The organism is Streptomyces sp. NPDC051738, assembly GCF_044453205.1.
Classification (GTDB): domain Bacteria; phylum Actinomycetota; class Actinomycetes; order Streptomycetales; family Streptomycetaceae; genus Streptomyces.
This window is the reverse complement of the sequence record NZ_JBITCM010000001.1, coordinates 926,623-939,617: the sequence shown is the minus strand read 5'-3', so window position 1 is coordinate 939,617 and position 12,995 is coordinate 926,623. Positions and strand designations below refer to the sequence as shown.

The following is a 12,995-nucleotide window of genomic DNA, read 5'->3' as shown; positions in this document are numbered from 1 at the left end:
CCGGAAGCCCCGATTCGCCCTCAAGCGTGATGACAAGTCGATAAACCCCTTTCGCCACTCCTACCTCGCAGATCAGGGCGGTAGGGACAGCCACGCCCCAAGCACCGCAAGGGGTGAAGCGTTCCTGCGCACATCCCGCCAATCTCCGCCGACCGGCGAGTCGCCCGGCAGGTCACCCCTAATCCCTCTTTCCTTTTTCGAACATTCGTACGAACATGGAGGCATGGCCACCACCGACCGGCAGGCCACGACGCTGGCCCTCGCACACGCCCTGTCAGCCGCCGAGCGCGGACTGGCCGTCATCCCCCTGTCCCGGACGAAGCTCCCGGCCCTGCGCTCCCCGCACCGTGACGACCCCGACCCCGCCCGCTGCCACGGCGAGTGCGGCCGCTTCGGGCACGGGGTCTACGACGCCTCCACCGACCCCGCCCGCATCCGCGAACTCTTCGCGGCCGCCCCCTGGGCCACGGGCTACGGCATCGCCTGCGGTCTTCCGCCGCACCACCTGATCGGCATCGACCTCGACACCAAATCCGGCACGGACTCCTCGGCCGCTCTGCGCGAACTGGCGCTGCGCCACCTGTTCACGATTCCGCCCACCGTGGTCGTCCTGACCCCCAGCGGCGGACGCCACCTCTGGCTGACCGGCCCGGCCGACATCGTCGTCCCCAACTCGGCGAGCCGCCTCGCGCCCGGCATCGACATCCGGGGCGCCGGTGGCTACCTCGTGGGCCCCGGCTCCCGTACCGACCACGGCGTCTACAGCACCGCACCCGGCACCTCCCACATCACCCCCGCGCGCTGCCCTCGCGCCCTGCTGCGCCTTCTGCTCCCGCCACCCCGCTCGCACCACCACGCGCCCCCGTCGGCCGGCGGCCACGGCCAGGGGCTCGTCCAGTTCGTGCTCGGCGCGCACGAGGGCCAGCGCAACACCCGCCTGTTCTGGGCGGCCTGCCGCGCCTACGAGGACGGCATCGGCCCCGCCCTGGTCGACCCCCTCGTCGAGGCGGCCCTCAACACCGGCCTGACCGAACGTGAGGCCCGCGCGACGATCGCGTCGGCGGCACGCATGACGGGGCACCGGCCCTGACAGGGCACTGACCCTGACGGGCGTCGGCGCCTGACAGGCGCGGAACAGGCCTTGAAATTCACGGGAGCCCGATGCACCACCGCCCTAGAGTGCCGACCATGTCGCTGACCCGCGTCATCCTTGTGTCCGGCCGCTCGCTCGACCTCTCCGAGCTGCGGTTCTCCTCGACGTACGGCGGAATGCTGGAGGGCTACCCCTGCAAGCCGGTCAACGACGTGAAGATCAAGGGCCTCGTCCGCGCGGCCGAGCAGGCGCGCCCCGCCACGCCGGTGCACCTCGTGCCGCCGGCGCGTGAGTATCCCGACCAGTACGCGGGCGGCTTCGGCCCGGTCGAGGTGCTGCCGCCGGTGGCCTGCGTCGGCGCCTTCCACTCCACGGCCCTGGACCGCGCCCACGACCCGGTCCTCTACCGCTCCGCCCTCACGATCATCTGGTTCCAGCCCACGCCGTACGTGCCGTCCGGCTGTGACGCGGAGGAAGCGTTGCGGGAGGTTCCGTGGGATGAGCTGGCGCGGGACTGCGAGGTGTAGCGGGGCGGGTGGCGAGGTGTAGCGGGGCGGGGGGGGCAGGGGCGCCAGGGGCGCCGTAGCGCGGAAATCGGCTTGGCCCGGAGGGGAGTGCCTGTGCAAGGGTCGGCCGATGAGCGTTTCCCGACGTGACCTGATGCGCTGGCAGTTCGATCTCACTTGGGCGCTGTTCGAGTACCACCTCGACCGACTCCGGCCAGAGGACTTCCTGTGGGAGCCGGGACCGCACTGCTGGACGGTGCACCAGGCCGCCGACGGCACCTGGGTTCCGGACTGGGCTGAGACCGAACCCGAACCCGTTCCCGTGCCCACGATCGCCTGGGTGAGCTGGCACATCGGGTGGTGGTGGAGCGTGGCCACCGACCATCTGCGGGGCCGTCCGCCCCGGGAGCGGACCGACGTCACCTGGCCCGGCGACGGGACGGCGACCGTCGCCTGGCTGCGCGACCTGCGCACCGACTGGCTGGCGGCGGTGGACGACGTCGACGACAACACCGACCTGGACGCCGCAGCACCATTCCCCTGGCCGAACGATCCCCAGTACACCGTCGCCCACATGATCGGCTGGGTGAACGCCGAGCTGATGAAGAACGTCGCGGAGATCGGGCAGTTGCGGATGCTGCGGGTCCAACGAACGGAAGCCTGATCAGGCACCGCATCGCCACGCGGCACTCTGCGAGATGTCCAAGCCGACACGGGGCGTCAAAATAGGGGATATCTTCCGTTTGCCCCGGATCGGAGAGTGCCATGAAGGACCTCAAGCTTGAGCAGAAGCGCTCGCTGTCGCGCCTTGAGGCAGCGGAGCAGCTCGAGGCGCTCGCGGCCGCGCTGAGGCAGGGCGGGGAGGCCGAAGTGGAACTCGACCCCTGGAAGCTGAGCCTGCGGATCCCCTCCGACCTGCGCAGCGAGATCGAGGTCGAGGTCAGTGAGGATGAGATCGAGCTGGAGATCGAGTTCAAGTGGCCGACCGCATCCGCCGCCCGGACAACGTCACCACGGACGGCGTCACCGCGGACAGCATCCTCGCAGGCTGCGGCAGGCGCAAAGAAGGCGGCCGCGGGCGGGCGGAAGAGCACGGCTGCCAGTCCCCGGCGAGGCGGCAGCGGCGGAGGCAGAACGTCGAAGCGGGCGCCCGCGAAGAAGTCCTGAGCGGCGCGGTCCGACCACGGGAAAGGGGTGCCCGGACCTCCGGGCACCCCTTCTCACCTTGCCTTATGTCATCTGACAAGCGGTGGGTGTGGGATTTGAACCCACGGTGACTCGCGCCACGACGGTTTTCAAGACCGGTCGGTTCGCGGACACGGATGAGCTCTGACCTGCTACTTCGCCTTATCGAGCCGCACCGTCCGAGCCTTATTGGCCAGAGGATGGCCGCAGGGCTCCGTGATCGGACGAACGATCGGTGGCCGGCGCTAGGTACTCACGACGCCCAGACAGGCCTACGATCGAACATGTGAACGAGTTGCCACCGGATCCTCCGCGCCTCCGTGCGATCCTGGCGCACCTCGACAAGGAGATCGCGGAGAACGAGACCGTCACGATCTACCTTCGCCTCCAGCGCGACGCCGTCCATGCCGCGCTCGCCCGCGCAGAAGCGCCACGTCCTCGGCGGCCGCGACTCCCCAAGGGGGGCGCCGGCCCGGGCTCTGTGGCGCAGATCGTGCCCCGGCCTCAGTTCGTCGTCCAGCAGAAGCGCACGCCCCGAGGGCCCGAGCCAGCCATCATCCACGTCGACGACTGCGCGATGATCGAAGGCCCACCCCACCGGATCAGCGAGCACGACGCGCGGGTCTCGCTCACGGACCCGAACATCGAGCCATGCGGCTTCTGTCGGCCCGACAGCGACCTGGGCCTCGACGTGGCGTGACCAGCCTCAACGCAAGTTATCCGGTGCTTCCCTGTCCTGATGGGCGGCGCCCTCCTCGCCCGTGAGTCAACGTTGCCGGTCTTCCCGCTCATGCAGCATCGCTGGCGGCTTAGGAGCCAGCACCCCGGACGGGTTTAAGCAAGCATGCCAAGTGGCCTTGCATGAGCCGAAGTTGTTCGGGGCAAACCCCTGACCTACTTAGCAAGACGGCAGTAGCATGTGTGCTTCGTCATACCTCAAGGGGGGGCCGGATGAGGTCTGGTGGTGTTCGTGGATCGAACTTCAGCATTGGTGGAGAGCAAGCAGAGGCCGATCCGCTACTCATGGAGGCATTCTACGAATCCGATGACTACCGGACAGTTTCATCGAAGGAAGATCCCCGTTGCTTTGTGATTGCCAGAACTGGTAGCGGGAAGTCAGCATTGCTTCAGCGCCTGGAAGAAGAAAACCCGGATCACGTTGTCCGAGTTGCTCCCGAAGATCTTTCCCTGAATTACATTACTAACCTCGGCGTGATGCGATATTTGGACGAGCTTGACGTTAGTCTCGACCCCCTCTTTATCGCCCTCTGGAAGCACGTTCTCCTTGTAGAGCTGATTCGCCACAGGTATCAGGTTGATTCATACGCCGCGAAGATGAACTTCCTCTCCACCTTGATGGAAAAGATCAAGCGTGACGCCGGTAAGCGTCAAGCGCTGGAGTATCTTGAGGAATTCCAGGATCGCTTTTGGGTTGAAGCTGATGAGCGGGTCAGGGAGATCACTGAGAAATTCGAAGAGAAGATTAATAAAGAAGCCAAGGGGAGTGTCGGCTTTCCCAGCGGTACTGTCGGGACGGCAACAGCGACCATTGGTGGCGGCCTTGCCGATTCGTATTCAACTGAAACGCGCCGAGAGCTGACGGATCGATTTCAGCGAATCGTCAACGAAACGCAAATGGCGCGACTGAATAAGATGCTCAAGGTCCTCGATGAGGATATTCTTGACAGTCGCCAACATTTCACCTACGTCGTGATTGATGACCTTGATCGCGATTGGGTAGACGAGAAGATCGCGAACTCATTGATTCGCTGTCTTTTCAGGGCAGTGCTTGATCTTCAGCGCATTCGAAACCTGAAAGTCATCGTTGCCCTAAGGACGAACATCTTCGAGAACCTGGATTTCGGTCACAGGAGTGGAGGCCAGGAGGAGAAGTTTCGCTCTCTTTCCTTCCATATGCGCTGGGGTCCAGCGGAGCTTCGCGACCTCGTCGGCAGCCGACTGCGAGTAGCCTCCGCCAAGCAGGGAGCGCCAAGCAGCTCCATCGCTGATGTCCTCCCGCGTGTGAACACCACGCGTGGCGACGCTTTTGACTACATGCTTACCCGGACTCTTATGCGTCCGCGAGACATCATCGCATTTTTCAACGAGACATTCGCGACTGCGGATAATGAGAGGGTCTCATGGGAGGACATCAAGAACGCTGAGGACTCGTACTCCTACAAGCGACTTCTCGCGCTGCGCGATGAGTGGAAGATGTCATATCCCGACATTGACCGCGTCTTTAGTATGTTCAATGGCGCAGTCGTTCCGATGGCAAGGGAAGATTTCACAAGGCGCGTTGAGGACGTCGCTCTTCTTCCGGCGGATCCTTATTTCAGGGGAGGCGAATGGCTCGCCTACTACACGGCTGAAATGTGGAGGAACCCCCAAGGGGGTTGGGCTGCTTGGTATGGCCCTTTGGTTGCCCTGCTGTACAACATTGGATTCATCGGCTGTTTGACTGGCGGTCAGAGCACGGTGCGCTACGTGCGGACATTTCCGGAGTTCGCCGAAAGACTCAGCAACCTTGAGGCGACTGTAGGATTTACCATCCATCCAACTTTCCAGGCGGCCCTAGACATTAGACTGGACGGACTCCGGCAAGGATGAGCCACCTGTCACATTTGTTGGAGGACCGATCCAGGGGGATGCGTGGAGCCAATACGTGACCGGAATGGCCGCGTATGCGCATGGTTGCTCTCTGGCGTCATTTACAGCTTGCGCGGTGAAGCCGAAGCGTTCCTGGTGAGTGATCGCGTCGTCAACTACAGGGGTCATGACCGTGGAACGCTGAGGGACGGCTATTTGCGTAATTCGCATGGCGAACCGATTGCCTGGGTGGGCGGGGCCACTGGCGGCCCAATCACTCCCATCCCCGGTCTGCCTCCGGCACCGCCGGATCCTAGGGAATCTCCGACGCTGCCAGTGATAAGTGTGGCACCCATCGCCCCAATACCTTCTCTTATATGGTCACAAGAAGACTGGGCATCTTTCATTGAAGGCCGCTAGCCGTGGCTTGCTCCCTCTGGCACGAGTCGACTCGTGAACCCGTCACCCCGCAAGCGCTCGTACGCCGCCGCCACGTCATCGGGGATCTCCTGCTCGATCATGAACCCTTGGCGGGGGTAGACCATGAGCCGCTGCTGGGCACCGACCAGCATGTCGATCACGAGACGTGCGTCCTGGATCGAGTCGACGTACTCAGGGAACGTCATGGGCGTGGATGCGCTGACCCACTCCACGTCCGGCCAGAGCTTGCGCGCTGTTGCGTACGCGCGCCGTTCCTCGTACGGCTTGCTGACCAACAGGACGGACAAGACGGGAACGCGCCGCTCCTCAAGCAGGGTGCGCGAAAGGCGGATGTTCTCGCCCGTGTTCCGGGCCTTCGGCTCGACAATGATGGCGTCCGCCGGCACGCCCAGCTCCACGGCGCGGTCCCGGTAGTGCTCAGCCTCGCCGCGCGGCATCCGCTCGCGCGTCGTACGGCTGGTCGCTCCCGTGAAGACGATGAGCGGCGCCATGCCTCGGTGGTACAGGTCCGCGGTGGTGTCAGCCACTCCCAGGTCGTGGCTGCCTAGCCCTATCGCGACGGAGCAGGGGCGCGGCTCATGTCCCATCTGCTGGAAGTCCCAGAGCCGCTGAGCGTCTGCCCACGCCTGAGTGGAGATCACTTGCTCTCATCCTCCGTGTTCGCCGAGTCGGGCACCTTGAAGTCGTACGCCCACGCGAAGCGCGTAGCCGCGTGGACCCCGATGGCGAACTCCACCACAGTCCCGTCGGCTGTGTACGTGGTGCGGTGAAGTTCCACCACCCATTCACCTGGAGATAGCTGAAGGAGCTGAGCTTCTTCGGTGGTGGGCACTCGCGCGAACAGCTCCTCCTTCATGTGGTCGATCTCGTATCCGGCGTCGTACAGGACGCGGAAGCCGCCGCCACGGCCAGCGGGACCCGGAGTCGGGTCGACGATGCGCGTCCCCTCCACATGCTCGGGACGGTAGTAGCTGGTCAGCGTATGGGTGGGCTGGGAGCCCTCCTTGACCAGGCGCGCACGTGCGTACACCTCGGAGCCTTCCGGCAGCCCATGAGCCTGAGCCACCAGCGCCGGCGCTTCCACGCGGCTGACACTCTGAGTCTGCTCGTTCCTGCGGTACGCACGACCGGACGCCACGCGGTCCGCGATGAACGCGACCTCGTCTCCGTCCCGCCACTTGGCCTTGTCGTAGCGTGCGATGCCGAGCCTCTTGAGCGGTGCCCGTTGCCGGACGACGGTGCCGTGGCCTCGCGAGGAGGTCACCAGCCCCTCGGCTTCCAGAGCCTTGTACGCCGCGTGGACCGTGGACTTGGACCCCTCGCCCGCCTCCACAAGGTCTCTGATCTGCGGCAATTGCTCGCCGGGCGCGTATTCGCCGTTCCGGATTTTCTCTGCGATCCGGTCCGCAAGCTCCCGCCATTTGGGCGCCATGCAGAACCTCCTCTCGACATCGACCAGTGAAGCACAGTCCCAGGACTGTTGACAGTCCTGGGACTGTGCGCCATTGTCTTCTCAAGCGGTTCGCAGTCCTAGGACAGCGGATCGAGAGGGGCCTTCTTTGGGCTGCTCCAACAACTCCACAGCGTGATCCACCGCAGATACGACGGCCGTGACGACTCCGGTTGAGGCGAGTGGAGACCAGTCGGTCACCTCCCGTTCAGGGACACGCGCCGACTCAAAAGAACGGATCTGCCCAAGGGCACACACGCCGCGCGAAGAGCCCGAGATGCGATTCCTCGGAGGAGCGGGACTGAGGCACAGATCCATATCGCGCACGACGGGCCGTCACCTCCCGCAAAAGGCGTCCAGCGCGGCTCAGGCCCGCGCACCTCTGACCCTCGCCGCATCACGTGCGGCGGCCGGTTGCCTCCGCTGTTCGTCTCGTACGAGCAGCGCTGAGGGGAGCCGGAACCGACTCCAACGGCAAGCGACTCCCGGGGGGCATCCCGGGAGCCGCGTTCGGGCCGTTCCTCGCTGGAAGGAACTACGACCCATGAACCACATCGTCACTGTTCAGGACGCTGTTACCGCGTTCGCCGACTTCATGGAGCCGACGGACGCGGAGCTGGACGCGATCGAGCAGGAGATGCCCGTCATCCTTGCGGACGTCGACCTGTTGGATGCGTACATCGTCACCCTGGACCGCACGCCGAGTGAGGTGGACAACCGCCGCATTCGCCGGGCCCGCCGCCGGGCGCTGGCCGCCCGGGTCGTGCTGGGAAACCGCGCGGCCAGCGCGACCGTGCCGGGGGGTGCTGCCTGATGACCCGCTTCGACCTCACCGAATTCGACCGCTGCACCATCGAGGCGGCCCGCCAGACGTTGGCGGCTGCGGCGAGCGTGAACCTCCTGGACGGCACCGCCATGGCCCGCATGATCGGCCGCCTTGAGGTGGCCGTAGAGCGGCTGATCGAGATGGTGGACGAGACGGCCAGCGGGAACGTCGTCCGGTGCCCGGCCGCGCACCCGGAGGACCCGACGCCCTGCGGTGGCCCGGTCGTCGTGACCATCATCGACGCGCAGAATGCGGGCGCCGACGGATGCGAGCACCACGCCGCCCGCATGCTCGCCTCGATCACCGGCGCTCGCCCGGTCGCCAAGCCGGACGCCCCCGCCGGGGTGGCCCTGCACATCTTCCGCGCCGCGCACCACACCCGTCCCTTCCCGTGGCGGAAGGGCCGGTCATGAGCCTTCACCGCAAGGGACGCACTGCCCTGGTGTTGGCACTGGTCGCTGTGGTCGCTATGGCGTTTCGGGTGTCGTGGAACGCGCTGCGGGACATCGCCGGTGCCGTGGGTGCGGACGATACGGCCGCGATGCTGTACCCGTTCGTGGTCGACGGTCTGATGGCGCTTGCCCTGATCGCCACCCTCGTACTCACCGGCGACGCCCGCCGCTTCGCGCTGCGGGTGCTCGGGGCGTACACGATCGCCTCGCTGGTCCTGAACTACGTGCACGGCCTGGTCCCGGAGCTCCACGGCCACACGGTCGACTGGGGTCGACTGGCCGACTGGGACCCGGCGAACTGGGCCCTGGTCCTGCTCGCCACGTCGCTGCCGGTCGGGTCGATCTACTTCGGTTCCGACCTGGTGGCCAAGGTGCTGCATCACCGCCCCGACCCAATCCCGACCGCGAGCACGAATGCGAAGGAATCTACTGATACCAACGTGAAACGGTCTACGGCTGACCTGCCGGTATCGACTCCGGCGCCGATCACGCCGAACGTGACCGTGCTGCCCCGGCCGGTGGCCGTCGGCTTCCTGAAGACGACGCTCCCGGCCAAGCCGTACCCCTCGATCGACCCGGCCCCCGCCGCGCCGATCGAGCGGCGCGTGGCGGCCGTGGAATCGACCCGGCCGCGCCGCGCCACGGGCCGTGTCCCGGCGGTGGCGAAGTCGACCCGGCCGAAGCGCACGCCGGAACAGTTGCTCGCCGAAGCACGCAAGGCGACGGCTGATTGGCCGGACGCGAAGGTGACCGGCGAGGGCATCCGCCGCGCCATCCACACGTCACCGGCCAACGCCCGCTCCCTGCGGGACACGATCCTCGCCGAACGCGCCACGACGGCGGCCGAGGTCGCGTGATGGCGGCGCTGCCGGTGTTCCGGTGGCGCCTGGCCCCGGACGGCTACGCCACCCGCCGCCAACTCCGTGCCCGTGGCTTACGGCCCGGCGGTCAGGGCGTGGCCGCGCAGCTCGAACGGCCGCGCCGGCGCCGGGGGCCGCTGGTCGCCTACCTCTACCGCGTCGACCTCGCCAAGCCGGTGAGGCCGATGACGCCGGGCCGGTGGGCGGCGCTGGCCAAGGCGAACGCCGCCCGCCGCGTCTGCCCGCAGTGCCGGCGCGATGCGGGCTACGTCATCCCCGCCTCGCTCGGGTCCTGCGTGCCCTGCGCCTACCCCACCCCCGCCGACTCTCCGAGGAGCGTCTGACCATGCGCAACGCCGATATCCGTCGCCTGGACCGAGAGATTCAGGCGACCACGAAGAAGTTGGAAGCGGTCCGCCGGGGTGAGTGGTGGCCGCTGAACGGCAGCGAGCGCCGGGCCATGGCCCGCTCCCTGGCCGTCGGTGGCTACAAGGTGGCCCGGGGCCGCAGCGCGGGCCGTGAGGAGCAGCGCATGGACGCCACCGGCAGCTCTGCCGAGATCCGGCTGAACGCGGAACTGACCGCCCTGCACGGCGAGCGTCAGCGTCTCATCACCGAGGCCGACCGCGCCAAGGCCAAGAAGAAGTCCTCCGGCTGGTTCTGACCAGCCATCACACCGGGGTGGCCGCTCTTTCCACGGACCCGGCCACCCCGGCTCTCTCCCTTACTCCCGCCCCCGCTGGGGGCAGTCAGGAGCACTACCAGCATGTCTGAGAACGTCGTCCACCTCCACAAGCCCACCGACCCCACCACCGACGACACGGCCCCCACCGTGCTCACGGTCGTACCGGACGCGCCGCCCGCGCCGCCCGCGCGGCCCGTGCCGCTGTGGATCCGCTCCGGCCGCGTCATCAAGACCGGCGTCACCCACACGAGGACCCGCGCGACGGTCCGGGCGGCGGCCCGGCACAGCCTCTACACCTTCAACGGTGGGCGGATCGTGGCCCGCCGGGCGTGGGACGGCCGTACCGGGTCCCGGTACGAGCGGATGATCCGGGCGGCGGAAGCCGCGGGGAACCTGGAGGCGGCCGAAGAGTGGGAGGAGCGGTTGCAGCGCTTCCGCGCCGCCCGCCACCACCGCCGCATGGACCTGCTCCACTCGCCGGTGGAGGCCGCAAAGGGCGTGGCCGTCGGAGCCGGCATGAGCATCGGCGTCCTGGTCGCGCTCGGCGTCGTGATGGCCATCAACACCGGTCACGTCGGTGACGTCATCACCCCGCTGTCGGCCACCATCGACTTCATCGCCCTGCTCATCCGGATCGTGCAGGTGGTGTGGGGACCGGCGCTCACCATCGGCCCGTTCCTGGCCCTGCTCGCGCTGTGGTCGGTCGGCCGCAAGCAGCAGGCGGCACCGAACTGGGCCCTGCCCGCCAACGTCCGCAACGGCGAGGGCGAGCCGATCACCCCGTCCATCGTGGTCAAGGCCCTGCGCGACCTCGGAGTACCTGCCCTGGCCCGGGCCATCAAGGAGATGGGCGACGCCGGCGCGTCCATGCTCGGTCCGATCCGGATCGCCGGATGCGGCGTGGAAGTCGACGTGACCCTTCCCTCCGGGGTGGCCACGAACGAGGTGCAGAACAAGCGCCGCAAGCTCGCCGAGAACCTGACCCGGCACGAGCACGAGGTGTTCATCACGATCCCCGAGGCCGCGCGGACCGTGCGGCTGTGGATCGCAGACTCGGGCGCGCTGGACGAGCCGATCGGCCCCTCCCCGCTGGTCACGGACGAGACGCTGACCGCGAACTACAAGACCGGTCGGGCACCGTGGGGCCAGGACCTGCGCGGTGATGCCGCTGAGCTGAGCGTGTATCAGCGCCACCTGCTGGTCACGGGCCTGTCCAACCAGGGCAAGACGGCCGCCCTGCGGGCGCTCGCCCTGTGGTTGGCGCTGGATAGGACGGTGCAGTTCTGGATTGCCGACCTGAAGGGTGTCGGTGACTGGGCACCGTTCGACGGCATCGCAAAGGTCCTGATCGAGGGCCCCTCCGACAGTCACTGCATTCAGGCGACCGAGATGGTTGAGGACGCGGTGGAGGAGATGAACCGGCGGATCGAGGCGGTTCGCAAGGACCCCTCCCTCGTGTTCCCGCCGCTGATCGTGCTGGTGGACGAGGCGCAGAAGGCGTTCATGTGCCCGGCCAAGGGCGAGGACGGCCGCCCCTACGGCGGCGCCAAGGCAACCTCCCGCTACTTCATGGCCGTGCGCGAGATCCACAATCAGGGCCGTGCGGTCGACGTGCTGATGTGGCAGGGCACGCAGGACCCCACCGACCAGAACCTTCCCAAGCTGGTCCGCGAGGGCGCCCACACCCGCGCCTCCCTCGTGGTCGGCACCGAATCACAGGCAGAGATGGCGCTCGGAGCCAAGGCCGTCAACGCCGGCGCCGCCCCTCACCTGCTGCGCCAGGGCCTGGACAAGGGCACCCTCGTGGTCGCCTCCGACGGCATCGCCATCCCCGCCGGCCAGTCCTCCATCACCGTGCGAACCCACTTCATCGACGACGAACCAGCCGCCGAGATCGCCGCCCGCGCCAAGGCCCTACGCGACGGAGTGGCCACCCTGCACGCCATCGAGCGCGACGAGGAGCGCGATGCGCTCGCCGACGTGGCGGCCGTCATCGGCGACGCGGCGCGGCTGCGCACCGATGAGGTGCTGAAGCGACTGCATGCGCTGGACACGGCTGTCTACCGCGAGTGGAACAACGGCCGGTTGAAGCGGCTGTTGGAGGAGCACGGCGAGGAGCCGAAGAAGTCCCACGGGGTCATGGTCGTGCGTCGCGACGACGTGGCCCGCGCGCTCGCCAACCGCGACAGCGAGGGTTCCGCTTCTGCTGCCGAGTAGCGGGGAGGAACGACCGTCCGGCCCGGGGAGGCGGGGAGAACTCCCCAAACCCCTCCCCGGGCCCCCCTCCCCGCGCTGATCAGCACAAACATCGTTTCGGGGAGGCGGGGAGGCGCCCTGCTCAGACCCCTAAAACGCCCCTCCACACGGCACCCCGAAGGGGGTGTCTCCACCTCCCCGGCCGAGTACCGGAAGGGATTCCGCATGTACCCCGATCACACCCCGCACGTGCCCGCGCAGAGGGCCGTGGAAGTCCACCAGCCCACCCCGCTCCCGCCCGCCGTGGCCGTGTCGGCACCCCTCGTGCCGGTGCAGCCCGGCAGTGTTCCGGCGGTGGCGAGCATCGTCTTGCCGGACGGCCGCGTCGTCACCGGCTACGCCATCAACCCCGTCCAGCCCGAACCGATCACGGCCAAGCCGGCCGTGTCCCGCACGGCCGTGAACGTCGCCCTCGGGGGCGTCGGGTTCCTCGCGGTGTGCGGCGGGCTGATCCTGCTCACCTCGTTCATCGCCGCGCTCACCGCGTTCATCACCCAGCTCATCATCCTGGCCGCCGTGATCTTCGGCGGATGGATCGCCGTGCAGCTCTTCAGCGCGAGCGACCACCAGGGCGGCACGACCGTGAACATCCGCAAGGCGACGTTCAAGCGCAACCACTTCCACGGCTAGCTACGCCAAGAGCGGCCCCCGT

The 12,995-nt window shown here is 67.3% G+C and carries 16 protein-coding genes and 1 tRNA gene; 14 read left to right on the top strand and 3 right to left on the bottom strand.

The window, feature by feature from the left end:
• Window positions 1-223 precede the first annotated feature (223 nt).
• From ACIA8X_RS04235 to ACIA8X_RS04220, 4 genes are all read left to right on the top strand, one after another.
• Complete coding sequence (locus ACIA8X_RS04235) at window positions 224-1,090, top strand: bifunctional DNA primase/polymerase (protein WP_399457722.1); 867 nt, start codon at window positions 224-226, stop codon at window positions 1,088-1,090.
• A gap of 98 nt (window positions 1,091-1,188) precedes the next feature.
• Entirely contained in the window at window positions 1,189-1,620 is a 432-nt protein-coding gene (locus tag ACIA8X_RS04230; protein WP_399457721.1) for a hypothetical protein, read from the top strand.
• A 109-nt stretch (window positions 1,621-1,729) separates the two neighbouring features.
• A complete protein-coding gene (locus ACIA8X_RS04225) occupies window positions 1,730-2,263 on the top strand; it encodes a DinB family protein (RefSeq protein ID WP_393455925.1) in 534 nt (177 codons plus the stop codon).
• Between the two features lie 101 nt (window positions 2,264-2,364).
• The gene (locus ACIA8X_RS04220) at window positions 2,365-2,766 is read left to right on the top strand and encodes an amphi-Trp domain-containing protein (RefSeq protein WP_393455922.1); all 402 of its coding nucleotides are present in this window, start codon (window positions 2,365-2,367) and stop codon (window positions 2,764-2,766) included.
• An 83-nt stretch (window positions 2,767-2,849) separates the two neighbouring features.
• On the opposite strand, the gene ACIA8X_RS04215 is transcribed toward ACIA8X_RS04220, so the two are convergent.
• Window positions 2,850-2,935, bottom strand: a tRNA-Ser gene (locus ACIA8X_RS04215).
• A 135-nt stretch (window positions 2,936-3,070) separates the two neighbouring features.
• On the opposite strand from ACIA8X_RS04215, the gene ACIA8X_RS04210 reads away from it, so the two are divergent.
• From ACIA8X_RS04210 to ACIA8X_RS04200, 3 genes are all read left to right on the top strand, one after another.
• Window positions 3,071-3,484: a DUF6233 domain-containing protein gene (locus ACIA8X_RS04210; protein WP_393455919.1), complete on the top strand. Its 414-nt coding sequence runs from the start codon at window positions 3,071-3,073 to the stop codon at window positions 3,482-3,484.
• Window positions 3,485-3,735: 251 nt separating this feature from the next.
• Window positions 3,736-5,394: a P-loop ATPase, Sll1717 family gene (locus ACIA8X_RS04205; protein ID WP_393455916.1), complete on the top strand. Its 1,659-nt coding sequence runs from the start codon at window positions 3,736-3,738 to the stop codon at window positions 5,392-5,394.
• A 42-nt stretch (window positions 5,395-5,436) separates the two neighbouring features.
• Window positions 5,437-5,793 (top strand): 4-fold beta flower protein, encoded by a 357-nt coding sequence (locus ACIA8X_RS04200; RefSeq protein ID WP_393455913.1) that lies wholly within the window; start codon window positions 5,437-5,439, stop codon window positions 5,791-5,793.
• On the opposite strand, the gene ACIA8X_RS04195 is transcribed toward ACIA8X_RS04200, so the two are convergent.
• Together ACIA8X_RS04195 and ACIA8X_RS04190 are read right to left on the bottom strand one after the other, a co-directional pair.
• A complete protein-coding gene (locus ACIA8X_RS04195; protein ID WP_393455910.1) occupies window positions 5,790-6,455 on the bottom strand; it encodes a YdcF family protein in 666 nt (221 codons plus the stop codon). The two genes, ACIA8X_RS04200 and ACIA8X_RS04195, sit on opposite strands and share 4 nt — an antisense overlap.
• A complete protein-coding gene (locus ACIA8X_RS04190; protein WP_393455907.1) occupies window positions 6,452-7,246 on the bottom strand; it encodes a GntR family transcriptional regulator in 795 nt (264 codons plus the stop codon). The genes ACIA8X_RS04195 and ACIA8X_RS04190 overlap by 4 nt, the downstream gene beginning before the upstream one ends.
• A gap of 562 nt (window positions 7,247-7,808) precedes the next feature.
• Here ACIA8X_RS04190 and ACIA8X_RS04185 point away from each other — a divergent pair.
• The 7 genes from ACIA8X_RS04185 (at window position 7,809) to ACIA8X_RS04155 (ending at window position 12,973) form a co-directional block, all read left to right on the top strand.
• Window positions 7,809-8,078, top strand: a complete 270-nt coding sequence (locus ACIA8X_RS04185; RefSeq protein WP_393455904.1) for a DUF6284 family protein — start codon at window positions 7,809-7,811, stop codon at window positions 8,076-8,078.
• Window positions 8,078-8,503: a hypothetical protein gene (locus tag ACIA8X_RS04180; RefSeq protein ID WP_393455901.1), complete on the top strand. Its 426-nt coding sequence runs from the start codon at window positions 8,078-8,080 to the stop codon at window positions 8,501-8,503. Before ACIA8X_RS04185 ends, ACIA8X_RS04180 begins: the two co-directional genes overlap by 1 nt.
• Window positions 8,500-9,399 (top strand): DUF2637 domain-containing protein, encoded by a 900-nt coding sequence (locus tag ACIA8X_RS04175; protein ID WP_399457720.1) that lies wholly within the window; start codon window positions 8,500-8,502, stop codon window positions 9,397-9,399. The genes ACIA8X_RS04180 and ACIA8X_RS04175 overlap by 4 nt, the downstream gene beginning before the upstream one ends.
• Entirely contained in the window at window positions 9,399-9,746 is a 348-nt protein-coding gene (locus tag ACIA8X_RS04170; protein WP_393455895.1) for an RRQRL motif-containing zinc-binding protein, read from the top strand. Before ACIA8X_RS04175 ends, ACIA8X_RS04170 begins: the two co-directional genes overlap by 1 nt.
• A gap of 2 nt (window positions 9,747-9,748) precedes the next feature.
• A complete protein-coding gene (locus tag ACIA8X_RS04165; protein WP_393455892.1) occupies window positions 9,749-10,066 on the top strand; it encodes a hypothetical protein in 318 nt (105 codons plus the stop codon).
• 102 nt (window positions 10,067-10,168) lie between these two features.
• On the top strand, window positions 10,169-12,304 hold the full coding sequence (locus tag ACIA8X_RS04160; protein ID WP_393455889.1) for an FtsK/SpoIIIE domain-containing protein: 2,136 nt from the start codon (window positions 10,169-10,171) through the stop codon (window positions 12,302-12,304).
• Between the two features lie 204 nt (window positions 12,305-12,508).
• On the top strand, window positions 12,509-12,973 hold the full coding sequence (locus ACIA8X_RS04155) for a hypothetical protein (protein WP_393455886.1): 465 nt from the start codon (window positions 12,509-12,511) through the stop codon (window positions 12,971-12,973).
• Window positions 12,974-12,995: the final 22 nt, after the last annotated feature.

Bases quoted from the DNA above. Each gene is read 5' to 3' on its own strand.
- ACIA8X_RS04235 (WP_399457722.1), top strand. From the start codon at position 224: ATGGCCACCACCGACCGGCAGGCCACGACGCTGGCCCTCGCACACGCC.
- ACIA8X_RS04230 (WP_399457721.1), top strand. From the start codon at position 1,189: ATGTCGCTGACCCGCGTCATCCTTGTGTCCGGCCGCTCGCTCGACCTC.
- ACIA8X_RS04225 (WP_393455925.1), top strand. From the start codon at position 1,730: ATGAGCGTTTCCCGACGTGACCTGATGCGCTGGCAGTTCGATCTCACT.
- ACIA8X_RS04220 (WP_393455922.1), top strand. From the start codon at position 2,365: ATGAAGGACCTCAAGCTTGAGCAGAAGCGCTCGCTGTCGCGCCTTGAG.
- ACIA8X_RS04205 (WP_393455916.1), top strand. From the start codon at position 3,736: ATGAGGTCTGGTGGTGTTCGTGGATCGAACTTCAGCATTGGTGGAGAG.
- ACIA8X_RS04190 (WP_393455907.1), bottom strand. From the start codon at position 7,246: ATGGCGCCCAAATGGCGGGAGCTTGCGGACCGGATCGCAGAGAAAATC.
- ACIA8X_RS04185 (WP_393455904.1), top strand. From the start codon at position 7,809: ATGAACCACATCGTCACTGTTCAGGACGCTGTTACCGCGTTCGCCGAC.
- ACIA8X_RS04180 (WP_393455901.1), top strand. From the start codon at position 8,078: ATGACCCGCTTCGACCTCACCGAATTCGACCGCTGCACCATCGAGGCG.
- ACIA8X_RS04175 (WP_399457720.1), top strand. From the start codon at position 8,500: ATGAGCCTTCACCGCAAGGGACGCACTGCCCTGGTGTTGGCACTGGTC.
- ACIA8X_RS04170 (WP_393455895.1), top strand. From the start codon at position 9,399: ATGGCGGCGCTGCCGGTGTTCCGGTGGCGCCTGGCCCCGGACGGCTAC.
- ACIA8X_RS04165 (WP_393455892.1), top strand. From the start codon at position 9,749: ATGCGCAACGCCGATATCCGTCGCCTGGACCGAGAGATTCAGGCGACC.
- ACIA8X_RS04160 (WP_393455889.1), top strand. From the start codon at position 10,169: ATGTCTGAGAACGTCGTCCACCTCCACAAGCCCACCGACCCCACCACC.
- ACIA8X_RS04155 (WP_393455886.1), top strand. From the start codon at position 12,509: ATGTACCCCGATCACACCCCGCACGTGCCCGCGCAGAGGGCCGTGGAA.